We start from the raw sequence: 24,378 nt of genomic DNA on the forward strand, positions 1-24,378 counted from the left end.
GGGGTATTTTCCTGATAGCTAAAATTGAAAAACACCATTTAGCGTATAGTCTTTTACTATTATGCAGCAGCCTATCTACGCTCCGCAGACCTTGAAGTGGGGGCAGGCCCACTATAATACAAGAATCTTTCACATTGACTTGCGATAGAGACCGCTGCGCCGCAAAATTCGCGTTCAGTAGAAAAGCCCACGCTAACGGCGAGTGGCTGATGGCTGGCGTTAATCTAGATGGTACTGTTTTGAAGAGCTGTTTTTGAATAACCGTTGCTGAATAACTGTTTTTGGATAATGAGGAGCACGAAATGGGGAACATTCACAAACTTTCCGGGGCCGTTGCGGCCGTTTCTTTAGCCGCAGCGGCGACAGTCGCCCATGCCGATGAGGTACGGGTATATAACTGGTCAGATTATATAGCACCGGAAACGCTTGAAAAATTCACCGAGCGTACCGGCATTGATGTTACCTACGATGTTTATGATAGTAATGAGACGCTTGACGCTGCCTTGCTGGCAGGCCGTTCGGGGTATGACGTAGTGGTGCCTTCTACGCACTTCTTTACGCGTCAACGCCAAGCGGGCGTTTATCAAGCGCTTGATAAAGAGCAGTTACCTAACCTGGAAAATCTCAATACCGAGTTGATGGAAAATTTAGACGCGATTGACCCTGATGGCGACTACTCAGTGCCTTACATGTGGGGCACTAACGGTATTGGCTACAATGTTGAGCGCGTGAAAGAAATCCTGGGCGATGATGCGCCGGTCGATAGTTGGGCAATGCTATTTGACCCTGAAATTACCTCCGCGTTAAAAAAGGCGGGTTGCGGTATTTCAATGCTGGATACGGGTGAGGAAATGCTGCCCGCGGCCATGGCTTACCTGGGCCTGAGCCCGCTAAGCGAAAACGCGGAAGACTTTGAAGCCGCCGGTGAAGTGATTAGCGCCGTGCGCGATGATATTACCTATTTCCACTCTTCACGCTACGTATCTGACTTGGCCAATGGCGATATTTGTGTGGCAGGCGGATATTCAGGCGATGTATTCCAGGCTGCTGAGCGTGCCGAGGAAGCAGGGCGTGATTTTGACATTGGCTATAGCATTCCTAAAGAAGGCGCCGCCTTGTGGTTTGATGTTATGGCGGTCCCGGCGGACGCGCCCAATGCTGAAAACGCCCATGCCTTTATTAACTTTATCCTGGACCCGGAAATTGCCGCAGAAATTACCGATTACGTCAGCTACGCCAACCCCAATGCGGCGGCCGATGCTTACCTTCCGGAAGAAATTCTGAATGACCCGGCGATCTATCCCGAAGCCGAGGTTATGCAAAACCTGTATGTGGCGCTTGACATGCCACAGCCGGTACAACGTATCCGTACGCGTGTGTGGAACCGTGTAAAGTCTGGCCGTTAAGCTAACCTCATCCGGCAGCGAGCCAGGCCTTTTGCCTGTCTCGCTGTTCATCTTTTAATGCCCGGTTTTCCGGGCCTTTTGATGGGAGTGGCGAATGGTCACTACGCCCCTGTCGGACGGAAATTCGGCGAGCGAACCCTCGGCAAACGAACCTTCAGTGAACGAAACGGCAGCGTCTGCCTTGGCGGTACAGCGCCCACAAGGCAAGGCACCGCGGTTTGCAGAAGACATCGTGCTAGAAGTTAAAGGCTTATGTAAGCGCTTTGACGAGGCCTTGGCGGTAGATAATGTAAATTTACAGGTGAAGCGTGGTGAGATTTTTGCGCTTTTAGGCGGCTCGGGTTCGGGGAAGTCGACGCTGTTGCGTATGCTTGCCGGGTTTGAAACTCCCACGGACGGGCATATTTTGCTGGGCGGTCAAGACATTACCGCGGTCCCGCCCTACAAGCGTCCGATTAACATGATGTTTCAATCCTATGCGCTATTTCCGCACATGACGGTGGCGCAAAATATTGCCTTTGGGCTAAAACAGGACAGGCTTGCCAAGGCTGAAGTAGATGCGCGCGTGGCGCAAATGCTGAAACTGGTGCATATGGAGCGCTTTGCCAAGCGTAAGCCGCATCAGCTTTCCGGTGGCCAGCGTCAACGGGTGGCGCTGGCGCGCTCCCTCGCCAAACGGCCAAAACTGTTGCTGCTTGATGAGCCCATGGGCGCGCTGGATAAAAAGTTGCGTACTGAAATGCAGTTGGAAGTGGTCGAGATTATTGAGCAGGTAGGCGTGACCTGCATTATGGTGACCCACGATCAGGAAGAGGCCATGACCATGGCGGATCGTGTCGCCATTATGGCCGATGGCTGGATTGAGCAGGTCGGCTCGCCGGTCGATGTGTATGAAAGCCCAGCCAGCCGTATGGTGGCGGAATTTGTCGGTACGGTGAACCTGTTTGAAGGCGAGATTGTGGAAGATGCCGCTGACCACTGCCAAATCGTATCGCCTGAGCTTGAACGCCCCATTTATATCGACCACGGCATTACAACTCAAGCGGTTGATCGGCGGGTATGGGCAGCGCTGCGCCCGGAAAAAATCTGGCTAACGCGCGAGAAACCCTCGTCTGACTACAACTGGGCAGAGGGTAAAGTCCACGATATCGCCTACCTGGGTGGTTTTTCGCTTTACTACGTACGCACCGCCTCGGGTCAGTTGATTAAAGTCAGCATGGCGAATACCGAACGGCGAGGTGACCGGCCAACCTGGGAAGACAGTGTGTATGTCTACTGGGAAGACCACAGTGCCATCGTGTTGAACCGCTAATGGCCCTTTCTGGCTACTTGGGAGATTGCTTGCGATGATGCCATCTCAACTCACCGCCCTGTTCAAACGCTTACAGTTAGGGCGTCGGGCGGTGATTGCCTTGCCGCTTGTATGGCTACTGCTGTTTTTTTTGCTGCCCTTTGCCCTGGTACTGAAGATCAGTTTGTCGGAAGGGGTTGTGGCGATCCCTCCTTATGGGCCGCTGCTTGAGTATACCAACCAGACCCTGCATATTTTTTTAAATGTGGGCAACTATCTGTTTTTGCTCTCCGATTCGCTGTATGCAGCCGCCTATTGGGGGTCTGTAAAAACGGCGTTTATCTCAACCGTGGCCTGTTTGTTGATCGGCTACCCGATGGCGTACGCCATGGCCCGTGCCCCGGCACGCTGGCAGCTTCTATTGTTGTTGCTGGTGATGTTGCCCTCCTGGACCTCGTTTTTGATTCGCGTGTATGCCTGGATGGGAATTTTAAGTAACAGCGGTCTTATCAATAATCTACTGATAGGGTTGGATCTGATCGATACGCCTTTACGAATGATGAATACGCAGTTTGCCGTGGTGATAGGTATTGTCTATGCCTATCTTCCCTTTATGGTGTTGCCGCTTTATGCCCATCTAACCCGGCTGGATAATTCACTACTGGAGGCCGCTTCGGACCTTGGGTCACGTAAACTCAATACTTTTATCAAGGTAACGCTGCCCCTTTCGATGGGGGGAATTATTGCGGGGTCAATGTTGGTATTTATCCCGGCCGTGGGCGAGTTTGTTATTCCCGAGCTATTGGGCGGCCCGGATACGCTGATGATTGGTAAGGTACTTTGGGAGGAGTTTTTCCTTAATCGCGATTGGCCCGTTGCGTCGGCGCTGGCAATGGTGATGTTACTGCTGCTGTTAATACCGATTGTTTGGTTTCACCGTTACCAGTCTCGGGGGCTTGAAGAATGAGCGTAGTACGACGGCGGCCGCATTTTTCAACCGTGATGCTGATACTCGGCCTGGTGTTCCTCTATCTGCCGATGGCGGTGTTGGTGGTGTACTCCTTCAACTCTTCCAGGCTCGTTACCGTGTGGGCGGGCTTTTCAACCCAGTGGTACGGGGCGCTGTTCCAGGACCAACAAATTCTTTCGGCAGTATGGACGAGTCTAAAAATCGCGTTTTTTGCCGCGAGCATGGCGGTATGTTTGGGAACGGTCGCGGCGTTTGTAATGACGCGATTTGGACGCTTCCGTGGAAAAACGGCACTTTCCAGCATGGTAACGGCACCCCTTGTCATGCCCGAGGTCATTACCGGGCTGTCGCTGCTACTGCTATTTGTTCAAATGGCACAGCTGACAGGCTGGCCCGCCGACCGCGGTGTAGGCACTATCTGGATTGCGCATACCACCTTTTGCAGCGCTTACGTTGCCATTGTAGTGGCGGCACGGCTGCGCGAGTTGGATAGCTCGATAGAAGAGGCGGCAATGGATTTAGGTTCACCACCGCTTAAAACATTCTTTTTTATCACGCTACCCATTATTGCCCCTGCGCTGGCGGCGGGCTGGCTGCTTGCCTTCACGCTGTCGTTGGATGACCTGGTCATCGCAAGCTTTGTGTCTGGTCCTGGCGCCAATACGCTGCCCATGGTGGTGTTTTCATCCGTACGCATGGGCGTATCGCCTAAAATTAACGCGCTGGCGACGCTGATTATTTTGACGGTATCGCTGGTGACGTTTTTGGCGTGGTACCTGATGCGTCGTAGCGAAGCCAAGCGGCAAATAAATTAGCAACAAGGAGGCGCTTGGCTAGAAAACGTCATCGTCTCGGCCGGTTAACACGGCTTCAAGTTCGCCGGTCATGGGCGAGATGATGATTTCTAGCTGAATAGGCGCACAGCATTGATGGCAATCTTCCCACATGGCGTGGCTGCCTTGAGATGTATCGATGACAAACGTCAGAGGCGCATCGCAATAGGGGCAGTTAAAATCGTGGTTTACCAGGGCATCATCGTGCATAAGCAGCTACCTTTAAAAGTTTGGAGCTTGGCGGCAGTGTAGCAGTCTGCGCGAAGCCGGGCATGGCGGTGATGAATCAGGTAGGATATACGCGGTTTTCCACGGACTGTTTTTCAACGTGCTAAAGAGAGAAACGATGATGTTACGAAACATGGTAGTAGCGGCCACTTTGGCCTTCCCGATGGTCGCCTTGGCGGAAACACCGAATGTTACCCCAGGCGAGTGGGAGTTCGTCAGCGTGACCAGCATCAGTGGCGACATGGATATTCCGGATCAAACGGAAACCGAGCGTCAATGTATTACTCAGGATGACCTTGAAGGCGCCGAGTTTGGGTTTATCGAAGAAGAAGATGGCTGCGAGCTTCTCAATCAGGAAATGAGTGCTGACGGTCTCTCTTACAGCATGGTATGTCGCGCAGAGGGTGGTGAAGCCAATATTGATGGCGATATGAGCTTTATGGGCGAGCAAATCAGCGGCAGCGTTGATATTCTCACTCAGTCGCCAATGGGCGAGCTGACCATGAATACCGCTATTGAAGGTCAGCGTGTAGGTGAGTGTGAATAATCACTTGCGTTGATGCCTGAAAAGGGCGCCTCTTTTGAAGAGGCGCCCTTTTTTTGACCGATAGCCTTTCTTTACCTCTGGAAAGAAAAGCCGCAACACGTCGCTAACCGGCGGAGTCGGAAATTTCCTCTTCCAGACGCCGTTTAACCGCACCGGGGGAGCCGGTATGACGTGCCAAAAGGTCGTATGCAACCGGCACTACAAACAGCGTGAACAGTGTCGCCGCACCAACGCCTGCCATTATCACCGTGCCAATCACCAGGCGGGATTCAGCGCCTGGCCCGCTTGAAATAATCAGTGGTATGGCACCTGCCATGGTGGTGATTGCGGTCATCAAAATAGGCCGTAGCCGGGTGACGGAGGCTTCAATGAGCGCTGTACGAAAGGCTTTACCCTCATCACGTAGCTGGTTGGCAAACTCGACGATCAAAATACCGTTTTTGGCAGCCAGACCAATCAATAGTACCAGGCCAACCTGACTATAAATGTTAAGCGACTGCCCGCTTAGCAAAAGGGCCAGTAGAGCGCCGCTCATCGCAAGCGGTACCGTCAGCATAATAACAAGGGGGTGGATAAGGCTTTCAAACTGAGCGGCCAGCACTAGAAATACCACGATGGCACCTAACACCAGCAGAAAGGTGGTCGCGCCACTTGCCTGCTGAAAATCACGTGAAGGGCCTGCCACGTTGGTTTGTGCTTCTTCGGGCAACAGCGTGTCGGCGGTAGCTTGTAGATATGTAAGCGCCTCCCCAAGCGGGTAGCCGTCAGCCAGGTTGGCCTCGATGGTAATGGCTCGAATACGGTCAAAGCGGTTTAACATGCTGGCGCCAGCAACGTCGGTAAGCGTCACAAGGCTTGCGAGAGGGATTAGTTCACCAGAGCGTGCCGAGCGTACCTGTATATTATCCAGGGCGCGGGGGCTGTTCTGCCGATCGCGATCACCTTCGATAATCACGTCGTACTCTTCGCCGTTATCCACGTAGCGGGTAACGTTGCGACCGCCTAACAGCACTTCAAGTGTACGGCCTATTTCGGTAATCGTTACGCCCAATGCTGCTGCTCGCTCATAGTTAATCTCGACACTGAGCTGTGGCTGGGTCTCGTTATAGTTGCTTTCAAGCGCCGTAATGCGTGGGTTATCCTCCCGCACATAGTCCATCAGCAGGGTGCGCCAGCGAGCGAGTTCTGCGTAATTACCGCCGCCAATCACAAACTGAACAGGCTTTTGTGTGCGTTGGCCAAAGCCCTGACGCATAACGGGGAATGCTTGAACGCCAGGCAGTGGCCTTAGCAGCGCTCGCACGTCATCCATTACTTCCCATGCGCTGCGGCGGCTGCCCCAATCGGCCATATTGATGATGACAAAACCGCCGTTAAAATTCTCGATATTGCCAAAGCCGCGTGGCGCACGTACGACCACACGTTCAAGCTCACCCGTTTCTATAAGGGGAGCAAGTCGTGCTTCGATTTCATCCATGTAGTCCATCATGTAATCGAAGGTGGCGCCTTCAGGACCATTCACCAATACGATAAAGTTGCCACGATCCTCTTGTGGGGTGTACTCATTGGGCAGCTCGGTGGTTAGCCATGCCGTCATGGCGATCAACAGTGCAAATACCCCGACAACTATCCAACTGCGTGCAAGTAGCCACTCAAGGATACGCTGGTAACGTCGCTGAGTAACACCCAGTAGCCACTGGACACCTTTACCCACGGCGCTGTCGTGCATGCCGGGTTTAAGAATCTTGGACGCCATCATGGGGGTTAGGGTAAGCGCCAGGAGTGTCGAGAAAACAACGGCTGCCGCCATCGTGAGGGCAAACTCGGAAAAGAGCCGACCAATGTCGCCCTGCAGCATGCTTAACGGAACAAATACCGCGACCAACACCAGCGTGGTAGCAATAACCGCAAACGCAATCTGGCGTGTTCCTCTAAAAGCGGCTACCAGCGGCGTTTCACCATAGTCGTGCATGCGGCGATTGATATTTTCCAGTACCACAATGGCATCATCAACAATCAAACCAATCGCCAACACCAGCGCCAGCAGAGTGAGCAAGTTGATTGAAAAGTTCATCACGGCAAGCGCGGTAAAAGCCCCAATGACCGCAATAGGAACGGTAACGGCAGGCACCAGCGTGGTTCGCAGATTACCCAGGAATAAAAAGATCACCACGACGACCAGGCCCATGGCAATAAACAGCGTCATCACGACTTGTTCAATGGCACCGGAAACAAAGACCGAGGCATCATGGGTTAGGCCAAGCGTCATGCCCTCGGGTAGCGTCTCTTGAAGGCGCTCCAACTCATGCCGCACTGCACTTGAAAGCTCAATGACATTAGCGGTCGACTGCATAACGATGCCAAGCCCGACCATGGGAATGCCATTGGCGCGAAATACGGAGCGATCTTCTACCGAGCCGACCTCAACCCGGGCAACGTCGTCCAGTCGTACTAGATAGCCATTATCATGTTGATTTAGAGCCAGGCGTTTAAAGTCATCGGCGGTTGCAAAGCTGCGCGGGAGGCGAACGATAAACTGGCGGTCTTGTGATTCAATGGAGCCTGCCGGTAGCTCAACGTTTTCGGCGCGCAGGGCATCTTCAATATCGCCGACGGTCAGGCCGCGAGCGGCAAGCGCATTGCGGTCCAGCCATACGCGCATGGCGTAATCCCGGCCACCGCCGATACGAACGCGGGCAACGCCCGGTTGTACAGACAGGCTGTCAACCAGAAAGCGGTTGGCGTAATCCGTAAGCTCGGTAATTGAGTAGTCGGCGCCCGAGAGACTTAGCCATACCACGATCTCTTCGCTACTATCGGCCTTGGTGACTTCCGGAGCGTCGGCATCGTCGGGCAGGTTACGCAAGGCGCCCGAAATTCGATCACGAATATCATTTGCCGCCGCGTTAATATCCATTTCAATGCCAAACTCAATTTCAATGCGTGATCGGCCATCCTCACTTTGCGAGGTAATTAACTCAATGCCTTCGACGCCTGCAATTCGGTCTTCCAGCACTTGAGTAATGCGCGTTTCGACGACATCGGCGGACGCACCCGGGTAGCGGGTATCAATACTGACGATGGGAGGATCCACGGTGGGATACTCTTGCAGAGGAAGCCGATTAAGCGCCAGTAAGCCAAAGGCAATGATCAGCGCGGCGATGACCATGGCAAGCACGGGTCGCTGTACGGAAATGTCCGATAGACGCATTAGCGATCGGCCTCCAATAAGGCGCGAATACTCGTTTCATCGTCCACGATGCCCAGTAAACGCACTTCCAGCCCGTCTCTTGCCAGTTGCAAGCCGTGAACCACCACCAGGTCGCCTGCTTCAACGCCTTCAAGAATTTCTACCTGCCCGTAGCGCCGCTCACCTATCACTACGCTGTGCCTTTCAAGGCGCGGGGTAGGGCCACTTTGGTCAATCACCATGACATAGTGTTGGTCGCCACTGGGTTCGAGTGCCGCTTCGGGCAGCACGATGGCATCGCGTACGCGCTGTTGAACGACCACTTCCATCAACATACCCGGCCGAAGGCGCATATCGGGGTTTTCAAGCACGGCTCGCACGTTAACGCTTCGCGAGATAGGGTCAATGCGTGTATCGATACTGGCAATGTCGCCAGTAAAACTATCGTCGGGGTAGGCGGCTGTCGTAGCACTGAGCGGTAGCCCGATTGAAAGGCGGCTTAGAAAGCGTTCAGGAACGCTAAAATCAAGCTTCATCACATCCAGCTTGTCGAGCGTTACCAATTCCATGCCGGGCGTTACCAGTGTGCCGGTACTAAGGCTACGCAACCCCACGCGGCCGCTGAACGGCGCTTTGATTTGGTAGTTGGTAAGCCGCGCTTCGATAACCTGTGTATTGGCTTGCGCTTGGCGAAGCTGTGCTTGAAAGTCTTCCAGGTCCGCCCGAGCGGCCAGGTTGCGTTCCTGTAGCTGGATGGTACGACCAAGCGTGTTACTTCGTTCGTCACTGATGGCTTGAGCTGAGCGCAACTGGGCTTGCTCTTCGGCATCGTCCAGGCGAATCAGTACTTGCCCCTGTTCAACCTGGGCGCCATCCTCAAAATTGATCTCGGCCACAATATCGGTAACCGTCGCAGAAAGCGTAACGCTCTCATCGGCACGCAGGGTGCCCAAGGCTTCCAGTGGGTCAGACCACGTCATTATTTCTGCGCGGCTGCCAATTACAGAAGGTGCAGGCTGCGCTGCGGTTTGCCCTTGGGCGGGGCTTGAGAGCAAAACAAGCAAATACGGTCGGGCATACGCGGACATAGGTTTCTCGGTATCAGGCGTGGGGGTAACCCTGGTTAGCACTCTTATATGATGTCATGAAACGTGAAGAAACATTTTCTCTTGGTCTTGAACTGTTAAAATGCGGGTCTTCTCCCCCCAAGAGCAATTCTCTATGGTTTATGATGTCGTGGTTATCGGCGCCGGTGCTGCAGGCCTAATGTGCGCTGCACAGGCTGGCTATGCAGGCCGACGCGTGCTGGTACTCGACCACGCCAACAAGGCAGGTAAGAAGATACTGATGTCCGGCGGTGGCCGCTGCAACTTTACCAATCTTGGCACCACACCTCAGCATTTTTACTCTGAAAATCCGTATTTTTGTATTTCCGCGCTTAAGCGCTATCGGCCGGAACACTTTGTAGAGCTGGTTGACCGGCATGGCGTCGAGTACGTGGAAAAAGCCCCTGGACAGCTATTCTGTGCAACGTCGGCTAAAGAGATTGTGCGAGTGCTATGGACAGAGTGCGAATGGGCGGGTGTAGAAATAGCGCTAAATACCCAGATCAATAAAGTCGCCAGGCAAGGCGACGCCATGCGCCTGATGACATCCATGGGGAGCATTGATGCTGGGATTGTAGTGGTGGCGAGCGGTGGTTTATCGATTCCCACGATGGGCGCCACCGGGTTTGGTTATGAGCTGGCACGCCAGTTTGGCCTGGACGTGTTACCTACTCGACCTGGGCTAGTGCCTTTTGCCCTGAGTGATTTCTGGAAGGAGCGCAGTGCTGCGCTTTCCGGACTCAGCTTGCCTGTCGCGGTGAGCTGTGCAGGGCGGCGGTTTGTTGAGCCGATGCTGTTCACGCACCGGGGCTTGTCGGGCCCCTCTATGCTACAGATATCCAGCGTATGGCAACCCGGCTCATCCATAGAAATTGATACATTGCCGGGCGAGGATGCCGCCGCGTCACTGCGTGAGGCGCGTCAAACAACGCCCAAACGTCAGCTATCCACCTGGTTGGGAGAGCGCTTTCCCAAACGCTTTGCTCAGGCACTTTTAGAGTGGTACCCAGACTCGAATCAGGCAGCGCCGCTTGCTCAATACAGTAACGATGAAGTAGATCAATGGGCCTGTCGGCTTAACCAATGGCAGCTTAAACCAGCGGGCACTGAAGGGTGGCGTACGGCAGAGGTAACCATGGGCGGGGTCAATACAGACGCTATCTCATCGAAATCGTTTGAGGTAAAAGATGTGCCTCAACTGCGCTTTATAGGAGAAGTGCTGGACGTGACTGGTGAGCTTGGAGGGTATAACTTTCAGTGGGCGTGGGCGAGTGGGGTTGCTTGTGGGCAAGCTTGCTAGGCCGCATGTGCGGCCCGGCAATTAAGTAACAACGTTAGAAAGCAGCTTCAGTTTGCGAAATAGCATATAGCCTGCAAGCGCTTTTCTACCGGCTGCCATTACTCCGCCCGGTCTGCGTACAAATTTGTAGGCGAGCAGACCGCCAGCGGCGTAAAGCGGTAACTTGATGCTGCGCCACTTTTGATCAAGTGGGGAGGCCGAACGCTGTAGATAGTCGCTGCATACCAGAATATCAATGCGCTGCTGCTCAAGCTGTGCAAGTAATGCTGCTTTGCGCTCAGCACGGCTTATACGCTCAGAGCGGTTGGGCGGCTTAACGCTCTTGTTGGTTTGCTTCATCGCCTTTCACCTCAAGCAGAGCACGATCAGCCGCTAGTTGTTTAAGCGTTTCTTTTAAAAACGTATGCCGTTTGGCCTGACGAATAGCAATGGCTGCCAATAATAGACTGGCTGCTATTAGGATACCCGCGCTGACACCAATCGCCAGCAACCTGTAAGAGTCCCAAAAAACCACGATGACTAGCGCGGTAAGCGTTATTACACCCAGCAATAAAAGTAATAAGCTGGCGCCGGTCAAAAGAAACAGGGTGACTAAACGAGCGCGCTCTTCTTCGAGTTCTAAAACCGCCAAACGCAGTCGGGTTTCACTGTTAGCAACCAGTGACCTTACCAAGCGCTTGGCGGCAGAAAATACGCGTTGGGTTGGCCCCAAAGACATTAGCGGCGTCCGAGCAGCATACCTACCAATAGACCGACGGCCGCGCCGATACCGATGCTGGACCACGGGTTTTCGCGTACATAACGATCACAGCAGTCAACTTGATTTGAAAGCGTTTCACGGGTTTCATCATAAATTCGCTCGCCGCGAGCTTCCAGGCGTTCACGAGCATTTTTAAGGCGGCTTTCAGCACGAGCGCGAAGGTCGTGCATTTCGCTGCTGGCATCCTTGGACGTTGCGTTAACCAGTTCTTCTATGGTGTCGCTTAAGTGGCGCAGATCTTCTTTCCACTGGTCAGCGCGGTGCTCAGTATCGAATTGACGCTTAGCCATTTTGTCTTCCTTTGACGAATGAATGAAATAATTAATCTATATCAGCATAGCAGCCGACACATGATAGACAAGGCCATTTTTTAGCGGTTCAAACCCGTCGCACTAAACAGGGGATTTAAACTAAAACCAATGCTTAGACGGTTAACACGATCATCGTAGTCAATCATGCTTTCACCATAGCCATAGTAATACTGGATGTGCCCGCGCAGGTTGCCAAACGTAGGCCAGCTGTAGTCAATTTGAGTGCCATAGTTACCTGCGCCCGGGTTGCCTCGAAATAACGCGCTGATTTCATGGTTGTTATTGAGCCGCTTGGCAATATGGATATCGCCATAGCCCATATAACGTTCAATATCAGGATTATCATCATTACTGGCAGACTCAGGAACGCGCCAAAAAGGAGCGAACGTCACTGCCCAATCGCCACGTTGGAATGTGCTTTCCAGGTAGACGCGGTTCCAACTGCGCGAGAGAGGGTCTGAGCGGCCATTCGATTGGTGATTAAATGCAACGCGATTGCGTGTATTTACCCAGCCAAGCGCATCCCAGGCGTTATCGAAGTCGATAAACAGCTCGGGTTCGTAATTGGTTTCTCTAAACGGGGAGGAGGCATCGGTATTGTAAGCCTGCCACCAGCTGCGCTGGGTATAGCCAAAATAGAGATCCCCTGCATCGCCGAAAACATCTTCTACCAGGTTGGCTTTAACGCTTAATTGGAACTTGATTTCGTAGCGATCCGCGTCTGAATCAGTGGTGATTTCCCGAAAATTCTCAGCATTCGGTTTTGCGTTATAGCTGACAGGGAACAAATAGTTAAGGCGGTGTGTGGTGATCGAAAAGGGATTGCGTGTCGATTCTTGCTCAAGCAGCCGGCGTTCGATGATATCTTCACGAGCGGCGACTTCGGGTGGTTGCTTTACCGTCACTTTTGCAGGCGTGTCGCCAAGTGCTGTCTGGTTATTTAGTTGTTGTTGAAGCTGGTAGAGTTCACTATTGAGCTCACGAATGCGCGCTTCAATTTCTTCCTGGGAGTCGGCTAAGGCAGGGCTACTGTACGTTACTGTGCTTAGCAAGGCTATTACGCTTGCATACAGCAGTTTTCGGGTGACCATTTTTCGGGTGACCATTGAAGCGACTCGCAAATAATAAAGGGGAAGGATCAATTATCAGAGTCGTTTCTATACATGCCAAGAGAGTAAGTCAACCTCTTCGTTGCGCAGGTCAATGGAACCCCTGACAATGGCTGGTATTTAATTTTTACCACTATCATTTTTTTCTGAGGGTATATCAACCGTGGTTAGATGTATCTGTAATTATACCTTGAAGGTGCTATTGGCGCTTTATTTGATGACGGTGTGCGTTAGCGTTCAGGGCGCCTTTGACGTTGATCAAGTACCCTCACAAGAGACAATAGCGGAGCGCTTGGCAGCGCTCGATTCAGTAGATGGTGAGCTAACCGCGCAGCAGGTTAGCGAGCAGACCAATTTAAGGGACGCGCTGGAAATTTACCAACGTTTGGATGCTAATGATGAACGTTTAAAGGTACTTAATCAGCGGGTTGATGAGGCGCCTGAACAGTTGTACCAGTTAGAGCTTGCGCTGGGTGAGGTGGAGGAGAGTTTTCAGCAGTTAACTGCCCAAGCATTCGCCGATATGTCGTTGGACGATTTAACGTCACAGCAGGCAGATGCTGTCCTTGAACTGCAGCAGCTGCAAGGGGAATTGACCGATGTGAACTCGCAGTTACTGGCCTCGATTACGTTACCCGAGCGAGCCCAGCAGGCAATCTCCAATGCCCTGCAACGTGCTGAAACGCTACGCCGTGAGTACGACGATCGCGAAGCGCTATTAACGGATAGCCAGCTCTCACTCTCAAAAGATGCGCAGCTCATACAGCTTGGCTTGGCACGTCTCTTGGCAGAACGAGATGCCGCTTATAACCAACGAGAGTTAAGTGTTAACAGTCGATTGCGTGAACTCGCGCAACAACGGCGCGACCTCTTTTCGTTGCAAATTGATTACCAGGAAAAGCGTTTGGGTTTACTTGAGGATGCCAGTGACCTTCAGCGTACCCTTGAGTCTGAGCAAGTGGCGGCCGAGACCATCGTGGATAATTCGCTTTTGGCTGAGGGCAACCCTGTCATACTTGATGCCCAGCAAGTTAATCAACGCATAAGCCAGGAACTGCTGCAGGCAACTGACCGCAGCAACACTATCTTGCGTGAAAATTTTGAGGCGCAGCGTGATCTGGACTATGTACTCCAATTGCAGCGTAGCCTCAATGAACAGATTGATGCCATGCGTGGGAGTCATTTGTTATCACTTATTTTAAATGAGCAGCGCCAATCATTGCCTACGCCAGTTCCGCATCGACATTTGCAGGATGAAATTGCGGATCTTCGATTGAGACAGTTTGATTTAACCCGCCAGAGTGACCAGTTGCGCCACGGCAGACGGTTAGCCATTCAGCGCGTGGAGGAGGCAGGCCTTGAGGCAACCCCAAGTGTGATCGACGCATTGAACCAGATTTATAGAGAGCGTCGTGAGCTGGTAGAGCAGTTGGAGCAATCCTACAGCAGCCTTTTAAGTTCTGCGATTGAGCTACAGCTGAATCAGAAGCAGCTGCTCACCACGACACGCGAGCTACGTACCACCATTTATGAGCAGTTATTTTGGGTCGCTAACAGTCAGCCTGTGGATATTAACTGGCTGCGCCAGTTGCCCAACAACATTCGCCTGGAGTGGCGAGAAGGCGAGTGGCGAGTCATTTTTTCAAACCACTGGCAGGCGCTTTCCTGGAAAATAGTGTTTGGGCTGCCATGGATGCTGCTTGGTCTGTTGCTCATCGGGTTACACGCGCGGATAAAAGAGCGCTTGGCGACAATCCATTCTCAGATTGGCCGTTTAAAAAGCGATACTCAGTTACACACACCAAAAGCAGTGCTGTTAAACGCGCTATTGGCTATTCCGGGGCCGTTGATGCTAGCCGGTGTTGGAGTAGGGCTTCGCGAAACAGACGATGCATTAACCCACAGTATTGCGCCTGCGTTAATGCAACTCGCGTTAAGCTGGGGGGTGGTGGCGTGGGGGCGGCGTTTGCTCGCACCTGATGGCGTTGCCGAACGGCACTTTACCTGTCCTGCTCGTTATAACGCCCAGATTCGTAAGCTATTACGTTGGCTGGGGTTTGCGCTGGTTCCGGTGATAGCGATTGCGACAATATCGGGGCAGGTGCAAGCACCTCTAGCCTTGCGTCCTATTGCACTGGGCCTGATGGTCGCGGGGCTGTTAGCCATGAGCTGGTGGCTAACGAAGCTGATTTTGGCACATGTTCCTTTTTTTGGGCTTCGCTTATTCCGTTTGGTGTTGGGACTCGCCATGGCTGCCATCCCGCTCGTATTGGTGGGCTTGATCGTGTGGGGGTATGAATATACCGCACTGCGTTTGGTGGGACGGTTTGCTATCACGCTTTATTTATTGGGGCTGTGGGTGGTTGTTGAGGCGACGGTAGTGCGTAGTTTGGCTGTTGCCGCCAGACGCTTGGCTTACCGACGAGCACTTGCCCGACGTGCTCAAGCGCAGGAGGAAGCTGAAGGGGGGCTGGAGGTGGTGGAAGAGCCGCCGCTGGATATGGAGAAAATCAATACTCAGTCGCTACGCCTCTCCAAGCTGATTTTATTAATCGGCTTCAGCTTACTTTTATATCTTGTCTGGTCGGATCTTTTATCCGTGGTGGGATATCTGGATCACGTTTCCCTGTGGGATTCTGGCGATGAGGATTTGATTGGCAGTGAACTGTCTGTCACGGATGTTATTACCGCGCTGCTGGTGGTCGCGGTCACCTTTATTATGGCGCGTAACCTGCCTGGCCTTTTAGAGGTAATGGTCTTGTCTCGCTTGGCACTAAAGCAGGGCAGTGCCTATGCCATCAGTTCGCTGCTCTCGTATGCGATTGTGGGTACGGGCATGCTGATTGCGTTGGCCACTCTGGGCGTTTCCTGGGACAAGTTACAGTGGCTGGTGGCGGCGCTCAGTGTGGGGCTGGGCTTTGGGTTACAGGAAATCTTTGCCAACTTCATTTCAGGTTTGATTATCCTGTTCGAACGGCCTATCCGCATTGGGGATACGATTACGCTGGGCAACTTGCACGGGACCGTGAACCGCATAAGGATACGAGCGACAACCGTTACTGACTTCGATCGCAAAGAAATTATTATTCCCAATAAAACCTTTGTGACGGATCAGCTTATTAACTGGTCTCTTTCAGATAACGTGACCAGGGTCGTGCTGACGTATGGCGTTGCGCATAACTCGGACCTGGCCAAAGTGCATCAGCTTTTACGCCAAGCGGCAGATGAAAACGAGCGGGTGTTGATTGACCCGGAACCCCAGGTGTTCTGTTTGAGCTATGGCAACCATAGCTTCAATTTTGAGCTGCGCATTTTTGTTGATGACATCAAGGAGCGCTTGCCTGCGACGGATGAAATCAATTGTCGGGTAAATGAGCTGTTTCAAAAAGCAGGTGTTCGTGTGGCGTTTGAACAGGTGGATGTATGGCTGCACCGTGACCGGGGGGAGTCGGTCAAAGTGCAGTCAATTAATAAGTTACCGCCGTCTACGCATAGTTAGGCGTATGTCAGGGGGCAGGCTTAAGGGCATGAAGAAGAAACTCCCGATTACCGTCTCCTCCGGTAATCGGGCTCTCTTGCCAGTGCTGCACCGTTAACCCACAAGCGTCACAGGCCTTGCGAATCTTTTCTTCCACTGTGTGGTAGTCGGCCGTGCGTCGAACGATGCCCCGCTTATCCAGTGCTCCAGGGGTTAGTTCAAACTGAGGTTTAACCAGCGAAATTAGCGCTCCTCCTGTTGGCAGCAGTGCGGCGATCTCCGGCAAAATCAGTGTCTGAGAAATAAAGGAGACGTCCATCACTGCGGTATCAATAGGAGTCGCGGTAATCGCTTCTTGCAGTGCTACGGATGAACTCATGTGCCTGGCGTTAAGGCCTTCGAGGCACGTAACACGCGGGTTGGTACGTAGCGATTCCGCGAGCTGGCTATGGCCAACTTCTACACCCACCACGTGGCGTGCGCCAAAGTGTAGCGCGCAGTCGGTAAAGCCCCCCGTGGACTGTCCTACATCCAAAATGACATGGTCATCCAGGCGCTTATTTAAAACCGTTAACACGCTTTCAAGTTTTAAACCGGCGCGAGAGACATAACGCTCCTCAGGGTCGTCGTCGACCAGTAGCGGTGTATCCTCAGGCCACTTTTCAGAGGGTTTGGTAAGCACGCGCGAAGGCGCCTCTAAACGCACACGCCCATGGCGAATAAGCCGCTGGGCACGTGTACGCGAACTGGCTAACCCTTGGCTGACCAGTAGTTGATCGAGTCTTAACATTGATGACATAGTTAATTAAACGCGTGGCTATAACGGGTTAAGTGGCGAGTGAGACCCTTCAAGGGCCTGTAACTCGGTATCTGGCAAGCGAGAGGCTCCCCAACTGCGATATAAACACTGTTTGACGCTATCAAGCTCGTCATTCGTTACCTGCGGTACTCACAATAGCGCCATTATGAGGCGTCACAATGACTCCTTGTTCCGGTGGTCAGGGGGATTATACATAGAAGTCGAGGTCTTTCTGTCGTTTTAGAAGGTCACGCAGGGTATGGGCATCATCGCCTTTAAAATAAATCAGCCCCCAGTGGGTGCCAAAGGCGGCCTGCTTTATCGTGGGCCTCTTCTTTTGCATGACCGTTACTCCTGTAGGGTGAGAGTATTCCCGTTCGCTCTCTTCACCCCACACGACGCCCGCTATATCGGCTAATGAGTAGATCGTAGAGTGGGCAGTTAGCGTTTATTAACGCATTGAGTCAGGTCAGCTAAGGCTCTGCTGATAGGGTTATGGTACGCTAGGCCGGAAAATTTTATGTTCATAGGGCAAGAGGGATAGGCCAAAATGGCGGCCAAGCCGATTTATCGAGTAGTGGTTCACCAACAGGGTGAAATTTGGGATTTATACGTTCGAGAAATATTTCAAAGCGAACTCTGGGGCTTTATTGAAGTCGAGGAGTTTGTCTTTGACGACGCGTCACGGGTAGTTGTTGATCCTGCAACTGAAAAATTGCAGCGAACCTTCGAGGGTGTCAAACGTAGCTACCTGCCTCTTAATGCGATTGTGCGTATTGATGAGGTGGAGCGTGAAGGCCCTTTGAAGGCAGTAAAAAGCGATGCCCGCGTTGCTGAGTTTCCTCGTCCCTTCCCCCTACCACCACGTAGCGAAGGATAAGCGCTCAAGACAGGCGCGACGCTGTAAGCGCTGGTGGCCTCGTCCGCTATGCAGCGTTTTTTTTAATCAGGACATGACGTTATGCAAGCAGATAAATTTCGTTTCTCTTATATCGCGGCCGGTGTTTTATTAAGTGTGGCCAGCGCACAAGCAATGGCACAAACCGACGGTCAAGCGTGGGTGAGCGATGAGTTGAGCACTTACGTGCGCAGCGGGCCTACGGATGGATACCGCATTATTGGCACGTTAAATGCCGGTGAGCAGGTAGAGGTACTGGAAGAGAGCGGTGATTACACCCGGGTGCGCGGCCAAAGCGGCGATACCGTGTGGGTATTGACGAACGAAATCCAGGAAACGCCTAGTGCTCGCGAGCAGTTGCCGGTGCTCCAGGCCCAGGTCGATGAGCTCACCGCAGAGCTTGATGGTATTAACGATACCTGGGAGCAGCGCACCTCCTCGATGACAGAGACGCTTGAACTGCGCGAGCAGCGCATTGCTGACCTTGAAACGCGCAATAACGAGCTTGATAACGAGGCCGAGCAGTCGCGCCAGCAGGTACGCGCGCTTCAGGCTCGGTTGGATACCCAGGAAGAAGACCTGTTAATGCGCTACTTCATGTATGGCGGCGGTGTGGCGGGTGCCGGGCTGTTAGTGGGGCTTATCGTTCCGCACTTGCCGCGTCGGCGTAAAAAGCGTGATCGCTGGTTCTAGGTTCCGGGTTTTAAGCTCCAGGTTTTAAGCTCCAGGTTTTAAGTTCCAGGTTTTAAGTTCCAGGTTCTCAGCATCAGGACCCGTTTTTTAGGTTCTGGATTCAAGGGTAAAAGGGCGTCTAATGAGCACTTCCTGGCGGCAGCGCTGGCAAGAAGGTCGGATTGGTTTTCATCTGTCTCAGCCGCATCCAGCGCTGCTTGAGTACTGGCCCACATTGGGCGTTGAGCAGGGCACTAAAGTGCTGGTGCCCTTGTGTGGTAAAAGCCTGGACATGCGTTGGCTGGCTGATGCGGGACATCCGGTGCTAGGCATTGAGTTGGCGCCTGAGGCAATAGCGCAATTCCTGGCCCAACGCCAGACGCCTGTATCGCGCTATACCCAAGCGGGGTTTGAAATATCGCGTCAAGGTAGCGTGGAACTCTGGTGTGGGGATTTTTTTCATTTGCACATACGCCAAGCTGCCGAAGTAGGCGCGTTTTATGATCGTGCAGCACTGATTGCGTTACCGCCTGCCACGCGCGAGCGCTATGCCTTCCACTTGGCCCAGCTGGTTCCGCCCGGAGCCGCTGGGCTGTTGGTGAGCATAACGCACGAGGATGAGGGTGCGGGCCCACCGTATAGCGTGCCTGACCAGGAAGTGACTCAACTGTTCACACCCAATTTTCGCGTCACGCTGCTTGAGCAAGGAAGCCCCGATGAACGGGGCCGAACGGAGTCTGTCTGGTCATTAGAGCGGCGCGGACCACACAAATAGCGCGTACCAGCGCGCTCAATGTATATCAGCGGGCGAGTAGCTGACCAAGCTCTGGGTCGTTGAAGGCCCGGTTAAGGCCGTCGCTGAGCAGGTCATTCAGCATACGTGTATTAGCATCTTCACCCGGCCTAACGGCATAGCCTTGTGTGCGGCGCGAGGTGTAGGTGCCGGTATACGTGGTGCCTTTATTCTGGGCGATGGCCCGGAAAACACCCTCAATACGTGCCTCGTCTACCAAAGGCTGACCGCTGTCGCCACGCCCATACTGTAGGCTAACAAGCTCCAGGGTAAGGGTAGGTCGGCCTTGGGCCTGCTCGGTGGTGGGGTTAAAGCCCATATCGTGAACCGCGCGCTCGGCTTCTGCTTGCAGTTGGGGAATCAGTTCATGGCTGCTAACGGTAATCTGAGCCGTTGACATACTGCCGCCAGCCCTTGTACCAATAACCTCGCTTTCTCGAGCATCAACGGCGACGACCGTGACGTGTTGGCCTGCCCCGGCTTGCGGCACGTTCGTACTACGCTCCGGGCTAAGCTGAAGGTATTGAGGCCCTGAGCAGCCTGTTAGCCAGAGGCCTGCCAACAGCACTCCTGAAAGACGTAAAAACTGGCGCCGAAGCATATTTTATTCCCCGCAGTAACGGTTTGTTCCAAGAACTGGTTCTAATAACCTGTTTCAGATAATTTGTTTCAAAGCGCTTGTTCCAAAGAGCTCTTTGAATAACTATGCCGCTGTTATGCGCAAAACGCCAGCAGGATCAAGGGTGGGCGCTGTTGGCTAGTTAAGCGGCTCGTGCCTGTTTTGCTGAGTCCGTTACCCCGTCTTTAAACCGGTGCCACTGGCGCGGGTGGGCATAAAGGCGTTGCCCGCGCTTCATCGCTAAACGTTCAAAATCCGCATGGCGCACGGTCGCAAGCCAGGGCTTCTCCAGCCAGTCAGCTTCCAGCTCTACACGCACTTCGGCACCTACGGGGGAGATCGCCGTTATCACTACCGGTAGATGGCAGGTGTCGCTTGGCTGTTCTGCCAGGCGTACCTCGTGAGGGCGCAAAAGTAGCTCTTCGCTGCCTTCGGGTAGGTCAACGTACAAATAGGCATCGCCGCAGGTCAAAATGCCGTTACGAACGCTGCCTTCCAAGTGGTTGACGTCACCCAGAAACTCGAAGACAAAGCGATTTTTTGGCGAATGATAGAGTGTGTCCGGAGCATCAATTTGCTCAATGCGCCCGTTGCTCATCACCACGACCCGGTCGGAAAGCTCCAGCGCTTCTTCCTGGTCATGGGTAACAAAAACGCTGGTAAAATTTAGCTCGCTGTGTAGGCGACGAAGCCAGCGGCGTAAGTCCTGGCGTACCTTGGCATCCAGCGCGCCAAACGGCTCATCAAGTAGCAGTACGTCGGGTTTTACCGCTAACGCACGGGCGAGAGAAACACGCTGCTGTTGGCCGCCTGAAAGCTGGGCGGGGTAACGCTTGGCCAGGTGTTCAAGCTGAACCATTTCAAGCAGGCGAAACACGCGTGCACGAATTTCACCGCTGGAAGGGCGCTCTTTTTTGGCCATCACCGTCAAGCCAAACGCGACGTTATCGTAAACGCTCATATGACGAAACAGCGCATAGTGCTGAAATACGAAGCCGATACGCCGGTCGCGCACATGCACATTTGTGACATCGCGTTCGCCGAACATGATCTTGGCCGACTGGGTAGCGTGGTCAGCACTTTCAAGGCCAGCAATAATCCGCAAAAGCGTGGTCTTGCCCGACCCCGAGGGCCCCAGAAGGCCGACTAATTCGCCCTCATGGATATCCAGATTGACAGGTTCAAGGGCCTGCGTGTTGCCAAAGTGTTTTGCAATATTTTCTAAGCGAATGCTCATAAGAGCGCCTCCCGGCGCGATGCGCGCCATTCCAGGCTAGCCTTGGCCGCCAGGGTAAGCAGGGCAATCAGTGCTAACAGTGCCGCGCATGCAAATGCACCAACCGCATTGTAGTCCTGGTAAAGCTGTTCAAGGTGAAGAGGAAGTGTATTGGTTTGACCGCGTATCGCGCCCGAGACCACCGATACCGCGCCAAATTCACCAACGGCACGGGCGTTGGTTAAAATAATCCCGTAAAGCAGTGCCCAGCGGATATTCGGCAGTGTGACTCGCCAAAAGGTTACCCACCCTTTGGCTCCTAGCGTGGCGGCTGCCTCTTCCTCACGCGAGCCCTGCGCTTGCATCAGCGGAATCAGCTCGCGGGCAACGAAGGGGCAGGTAACAAACACGGTCACCATCAAAATTCCAGGCCAGGCAAACATCAGCTGAATATCATGGCCATCCAACCAACTGCCGATCCACCCATTGCGGCCGTAAAGCAGCAGGTAAATAAGCCCGGCAACAACAGGGGAAACGGCAAAGGGGATATCAATCAAGGTTTGCAGAATGCGTCGACCTGGAAAGCTAAACCGCGTAACAAGCCACGCCAGGGCCACGCCAAACACCAGACAGATAGGAATGGTGAGCAGGGCGATGACCAGCGTTAGACCAATCGCATGCAGGGTAAAGTAATTGCTTACATTGACCCAGAAAGTCGCAACGCCCTGAGAAAAGGCCTGAGCGAAAATGGCGACAAGCGGCAGCAATAAAAACAGTGCCGAGAGGATTAACGCCGCGCCAATTAACAGGCGCTTGACGCCCGGTGCATCACCAATTCTACGCATTATCCCTTACCTCCATGCAGGCGGCGGACAAAACGGCCTTGCCAAATGTTGATGGCAAGCAGCAGCGCGAGCGAAACAAACAGCACCACGGAGGCCACTGCGGAGGCGCCTGCGTAGTCATACTCCTGCAGCTTGACGAAGATCATTAACGCGGTAATTTCCGTTTCGTAGGGCATATTGCCTGCGATAAAGATAATCGCGCCAAATTCGCCAAGTGAGCGCACAAACGCAAGGCCTGTTCCTGTCACCAGAGCGGGCCATAAGTGCGGCATGATCACCCGGCGAAAGGCCACCCAGTCGGTCGCGCCGAGTGACATGGCGGCTTCGTCAACCTCAGCGGGTAAGTCTTCCAGTACGGGCTGCACGGTGCGTACCACAAACGGGATACTGGTAAATGCCATCGCCAGCGCGATACCGACCCAGGTGTAGGCCACTTGAAGGCCCAAAGGCTCAAGCAGGCGCCCCATCCAGCCACTGCTGGCATAGAGAGTGGCCAGCGTAATGCCCGCCACCGCTGTGGGGAGAGCAAACGGCAGGTCCATTAAAGCATCCAGCAGTCGCTTGCCGGGAAGCTCGTAGCGCACCAATACCCAAGCGAGTAGCAGACCGAAGACCGCATTAATTAATGCCGCCACCGCCGCTGCGCCCATGGTGACCATATAGCTTGCGACCACTCGGCCTTCGGTAATAATTGACCAGTATTGGGCAAGGCTTAGCTCGGCAAGCTGCCCGAAAAGCCCGGTGATAGGTAGTACCAGCACCAGCGAGATAAACAGCACGCTGATACCCATTGAAAGGCCAAAACCCGGCAGCACTCGCGTGCTGCCGGTTAGTCGTAAAGCGCGTTGATTCATAATGTTTTGATAACGACTGACGTCCTGTTAACGGCGCTGTAGTTGATCGAGCAGCGCGCCACCCTCGAAGTGCGTTTCCATTACTTCGTCCCAGCTACCAAATACGTCTTCTACGCTGAACAGCTCAGTTTCCGGGAAGTGGTCGGAAAACTCTTCAACCACGGTTTCGTTATGTACGCGATAGTTAAAGTTCGCCAGCAGTCGCTGGGCATCTTCAGTGTAGAGATACTCAAGATATCCCTGCGCTAAATCGGTATTGCCGTTGCGCTCAGCATTTTCAGTAACGACCGCGACGGGGAATTCGGCTAAAACGCTCATGGGAGGAACGACCACTTCGTAGTCGTCGCTGCCATACTCCTGGCGAATGTTATTCACTTCGGATTCAAAACTGATCAGCACATCACCGATACCGCGCTCTATAAAGCTGGTGGTCGCGCCGCGGCCACCAGTGTCAAAAACGGCCACATTGCCCAAGAACGTGCGCATAAAATCTTGGATCTGCTCTTCATCACCGTCAAATTCCTTGTCGGCGAATCCCCATGCCGCTAAATAGGTGTAGCGCGCATTACCGGACGTTTTTGGATTAGGGAAGACGACTTGAACATCTTCTTTTACCAGGTCATCCCAGTTTTCAATTCCTTTGGGGTTGTCCTTGCGAACCAGAAAGGCCGTCGTGGAGTAGTAAGGCGATGCATTGTTATCCAACGCGCTCTGCCAATCCTCATTCGCCAAGCCAGCATCCGCTAGTACCTGAACGTCGGTTACCTGGTTAAATGTGACGACGTCTGCTCGCAGACCCTGCAGGATGGCACGCGCCTGAGCAGAAGAGCCGCCGTGGGACTGGTTAACGCTGATTTGTTCGTCATTCTGTTCTTGCCACCAAGCGATAAACTCAGGGTTGATCGCGCTAAATAGCTCGCGCCCAATATCGTAGGAGGAATTAAGCATTTCGCGCTCTTGCGCCATGACAGGGCTAGCGATGCTAGCGCCTAGCGTAATGGCAAGCAGGCTGCGACGGAAAAAGAGTGGCAGAGACATGGCTAGCTCCTTCTTAAAGCGGTAAACGATATAGATCGCAATTGGCATAAGATTAAACCTGACATTGTGGAATTACAATTGCGATTGTTATTCTTTTTGGAAATAACGGTGTGCC

The 24,378-nt window shown here is 53.2% G+C and carries 24 protein-coding genes; 10 read left to right on the forward strand and 14 right to left on the reverse strand.

From position 1 onward, the window contains the following. The first annotated feature begins 302 nt into the window (after nucleotides 1-302). The 4 genes from ACT3TJ_RS09980 to ACT3TJ_RS09995 all read left to right on the forward strand — a co-directional run bounded on the left by ACT3TJ_RS09980 (nucleotide 303) and on the right by ACT3TJ_RS09995 (nucleotide 4,482). Nucleotides 303-1,406, forward strand: a complete 1,104-nt coding sequence (locus ACT3TJ_RS09980; protein ID WP_172117117.1) for a polyamine ABC transporter substrate-binding protein — start codon at nucleotides 303-305, stop codon at nucleotides 1,404-1,406. Nucleotides 1,407-1,500: 94 nt separating this feature from the next. Beyond that, entirely contained in the window at nucleotides 1,501-2,718 is a 1,218-nt protein-coding gene (gene potA, locus ACT3TJ_RS09985) for a polyamine ABC transporter ATP-binding protein (protein ID WP_444621934.1), read from the forward strand. A gap of 34 nt (nucleotides 2,719-2,752) precedes the next feature. Beyond that, a complete protein-coding gene (locus tag ACT3TJ_RS09990; protein ID WP_444621933.1) occupies nucleotides 2,753-3,664 on the forward strand; it encodes an ABC transporter permease subunit in 912 nt (303 codons plus the stop codon). Then, complete coding sequence (locus ACT3TJ_RS09995; protein WP_172117114.1) at nucleotides 3,661-4,482, forward strand: ABC transporter permease subunit; 822 nt, start codon at nucleotides 3,661-3,663, stop codon at nucleotides 4,480-4,482. The genes ACT3TJ_RS09990 and ACT3TJ_RS09995 overlap by 4 nt, the downstream gene beginning before the upstream one ends. Nucleotides 4,483-4,500: 18 nt before the next feature. Here ACT3TJ_RS09995 and ACT3TJ_RS10000 read toward each other — a convergent pair whose 3' ends face one another. Next, nucleotides 4,501-4,710, reverse strand: coding sequence for a CPXCG motif-containing cysteine-rich protein (locus ACT3TJ_RS10000; protein ID WP_444621932.1), 210 nt, complete (start codon nucleotides 4,708-4,710; stop codon nucleotides 4,501-4,503). Nucleotides 4,711-4,846: 136 nt separating this feature from the next. On the opposite strand from ACT3TJ_RS10000, the gene ACT3TJ_RS10005 reads away from it, so the two are divergent. Further along, complete coding sequence (locus ACT3TJ_RS10005; RefSeq protein ID WP_172117113.1) at nucleotides 4,847-5,275, forward strand: DUF3617 domain-containing protein; 429 nt, start codon at nucleotides 4,847-4,849, stop codon at nucleotides 5,273-5,275. 103 nt (nucleotides 5,276-5,378) lie between these two features. Here ACT3TJ_RS10005 and ACT3TJ_RS10010 read toward each other — a convergent pair whose 3' ends face one another. Further along, a complete protein-coding gene (locus tag ACT3TJ_RS10010; RefSeq protein WP_444621931.1) occupies nucleotides 5,379-8,486 on the reverse strand; it encodes an efflux RND transporter permease subunit in 3,108 nt (1,035 codons plus the stop codon). Then, nucleotides 8,486-9,553 (reverse strand): efflux RND transporter periplasmic adaptor subunit, encoded by a 1,068-nt coding sequence (locus tag ACT3TJ_RS10015; RefSeq protein WP_444621930.1) that lies wholly within the window; start codon nucleotides 9,551-9,553, stop codon nucleotides 8,486-8,488. The genes ACT3TJ_RS10010 and ACT3TJ_RS10015 overlap by 1 nt, the downstream gene beginning before the upstream one ends. Nucleotides 9,554-9,686: 133 nt before the next feature. On the opposite strand from ACT3TJ_RS10015, the gene ACT3TJ_RS10020 reads away from it, so the two are divergent. After that, entirely contained in the window at nucleotides 9,687-10,871 is a 1,185-nt protein-coding gene (locus ACT3TJ_RS10020) for an NAD(P)/FAD-dependent oxidoreductase (RefSeq protein ID WP_444621929.1), read from the forward strand. A gap of 21 nt (nucleotides 10,872-10,892) precedes the next feature. On the opposite strand, the gene ACT3TJ_RS10025 is transcribed toward ACT3TJ_RS10020, so the two are convergent. The 4 genes from ACT3TJ_RS10025 to ACT3TJ_RS10040 all read right to left on the reverse strand — a co-directional run bounded on the left by ACT3TJ_RS10025 (nucleotide 10,893) and on the right by ACT3TJ_RS10040 (nucleotide 13,033). Beyond that, nucleotides 10,893-11,210: a YqjK family protein gene (locus tag ACT3TJ_RS10025; RefSeq protein ID WP_193054958.1), complete on the reverse strand. Its 318-nt coding sequence runs from the start codon at nucleotides 11,208-11,210 to the stop codon at nucleotides 10,893-10,895. After that, a complete protein-coding gene (locus ACT3TJ_RS10030; protein WP_444621928.1) occupies nucleotides 11,185-11,589 on the reverse strand; it encodes a phage holin family protein in 405 nt (134 codons plus the stop codon). The genes ACT3TJ_RS10025 and ACT3TJ_RS10030 overlap by 26 nt, the downstream gene beginning before the upstream one ends. Next, nucleotides 11,589-11,921 carry a DUF883 family protein gene (locus ACT3TJ_RS10035; protein ID WP_172117107.1) on the reverse strand — a complete coding sequence of 111 codons (333 nt, stop codon included), beginning with the start codon at nucleotides 11,919-11,921 and terminating at the stop codon, nucleotides 11,589-11,591. Before ACT3TJ_RS10035 ends, ACT3TJ_RS10030 begins: the two co-directional genes overlap by 1 nt. Before the next feature lie 80 nt (nucleotides 11,922-12,001). Beyond that, on the reverse strand, nucleotides 12,002-13,033 hold the full coding sequence (locus ACT3TJ_RS10040; protein WP_444621936.1) for a phospholipase A: 1,032 nt from the start codon (nucleotides 13,031-13,033) through the stop codon (nucleotides 12,002-12,004). 181 nt (nucleotides 13,034-13,214) lie between these two features. Here ACT3TJ_RS10040 and mscK point away from each other — a divergent pair, with 181 nt between their 5' ends. After that, nucleotides 13,215-16,550, forward strand: coding sequence for a mechanosensitive channel MscK (gene mscK, locus ACT3TJ_RS10045; RefSeq protein WP_444621927.1), 3,336 nt, complete (start codon nucleotides 13,215-13,217; stop codon nucleotides 16,548-16,550). 7 nt (nucleotides 16,551-16,557) lie between these two features. On the opposite strand, the gene ACT3TJ_RS10050 is transcribed toward mscK, so the two are convergent. After that, the gene (locus ACT3TJ_RS10050; RefSeq protein ID WP_444621926.1) at nucleotides 16,558-17,319 is read right to left on the reverse strand and encodes a TlyA family RNA methyltransferase; all 762 of its coding nucleotides are present in this window, start codon (nucleotides 17,317-17,319) and stop codon (nucleotides 16,558-16,560) included. Nucleotides 17,320-17,536: 217 nt separating this feature from the next. Beyond that, complete coding sequence (locus ACT3TJ_RS10055) at nucleotides 17,537-17,671, reverse strand: hypothetical protein (RefSeq protein WP_444621937.1); 135 nt, start codon at nucleotides 17,669-17,671, stop codon at nucleotides 17,537-17,539. Nucleotides 17,672-17,878: 207 nt separating this feature from the next. Here ACT3TJ_RS10055 and ACT3TJ_RS10060 point away from each other — a divergent pair, with 207 nt between their 5' ends. The 3 genes from ACT3TJ_RS10060 (at nucleotide 17,879) to ACT3TJ_RS10070 (ending at nucleotide 19,673) form a co-directional block, all read left to right on the forward strand. Then, on the forward strand, nucleotides 17,879-18,208 hold the full coding sequence (locus tag ACT3TJ_RS10060) for a DUF1820 family protein (protein ID WP_018916745.1): 330 nt from the start codon (nucleotides 17,879-17,881) through the stop codon (nucleotides 18,206-18,208). An 81-nt stretch (nucleotides 18,209-18,289) separates the two neighbouring features. After that, complete coding sequence (locus ACT3TJ_RS10065) at nucleotides 18,290-18,919, forward strand: TIGR04211 family SH3 domain-containing protein (protein ID WP_444621925.1); 630 nt, start codon at nucleotides 18,290-18,292, stop codon at nucleotides 18,917-18,919. Nucleotides 18,920-19,040: 121 nt separating this feature from the next. Continuing rightward, nucleotides 19,041-19,673, forward strand: a complete 633-nt coding sequence (locus ACT3TJ_RS10070; protein ID WP_193054952.1) for a thiopurine S-methyltransferase — start codon at nucleotides 19,041-19,043, stop codon at nucleotides 19,671-19,673. 25 nt (nucleotides 19,674-19,698) lie between these two features. Here ACT3TJ_RS10070 and ACT3TJ_RS10075 read toward each other — a convergent pair whose 3' ends face one another. The 5 genes from ACT3TJ_RS10075 to cysP all read right to left on the reverse strand — a co-directional run bounded on the left by ACT3TJ_RS10075 (nucleotide 19,699) and on the right by cysP (nucleotide 24,263). Continuing rightward, nucleotides 19,699-20,292 (reverse strand): YajG family lipoprotein, encoded by a 594-nt coding sequence (locus tag ACT3TJ_RS10075; protein ID WP_444621924.1) that lies wholly within the window; start codon nucleotides 20,290-20,292, stop codon nucleotides 19,699-19,701. Nucleotides 20,293-20,452: 160 nt separating this feature from the next. Then, on the reverse strand, nucleotides 20,453-21,547 hold the full coding sequence (locus ACT3TJ_RS10080; RefSeq protein ID WP_444621923.1) for a sulfate/molybdate ABC transporter ATP-binding protein: 1,095 nt from the start codon (nucleotides 21,545-21,547) through the stop codon (nucleotides 20,453-20,455). Next, nucleotides 21,544-22,371, reverse strand: a complete 828-nt coding sequence (cysW, locus tag ACT3TJ_RS10085) for a sulfate ABC transporter permease subunit CysW (RefSeq protein ID WP_172117102.1) — start codon at nucleotides 22,369-22,371, stop codon at nucleotides 21,544-21,546. The genes ACT3TJ_RS10080 and cysW overlap by 4 nt, the downstream gene beginning before the upstream one ends. Next, nucleotides 22,371-23,225: a sulfate ABC transporter permease subunit CysT gene (gene cysT / locus ACT3TJ_RS10090; RefSeq protein WP_444621922.1), complete on the reverse strand. Its 855-nt coding sequence runs from the start codon at nucleotides 23,223-23,225 to the stop codon at nucleotides 22,371-22,373. The genes cysW and cysT overlap by 1 nt, the downstream gene beginning before the upstream one ends. 27 nt (nucleotides 23,226-23,252) lie before the next feature. Next, a complete protein-coding gene (gene cysP, locus ACT3TJ_RS10095; RefSeq protein WP_193054948.1) occupies nucleotides 23,253-24,263 on the reverse strand; it encodes a thiosulfate ABC transporter substrate-binding protein CysP in 1,011 nt (336 codons plus the stop codon). Between the last annotated feature and the right edge of the window lie 115 nt (nucleotides 24,264-24,378).

It is taken from the genome of Halomonas sp. AOP30-A1-24 (genome assembly GCF_052378165.1).
Lineage (GTDB): Bacteria > Pseudomonadota > Gammaproteobacteria > Pseudomonadales > Halomonadaceae > Vreelandella > Vreelandella citrativorans.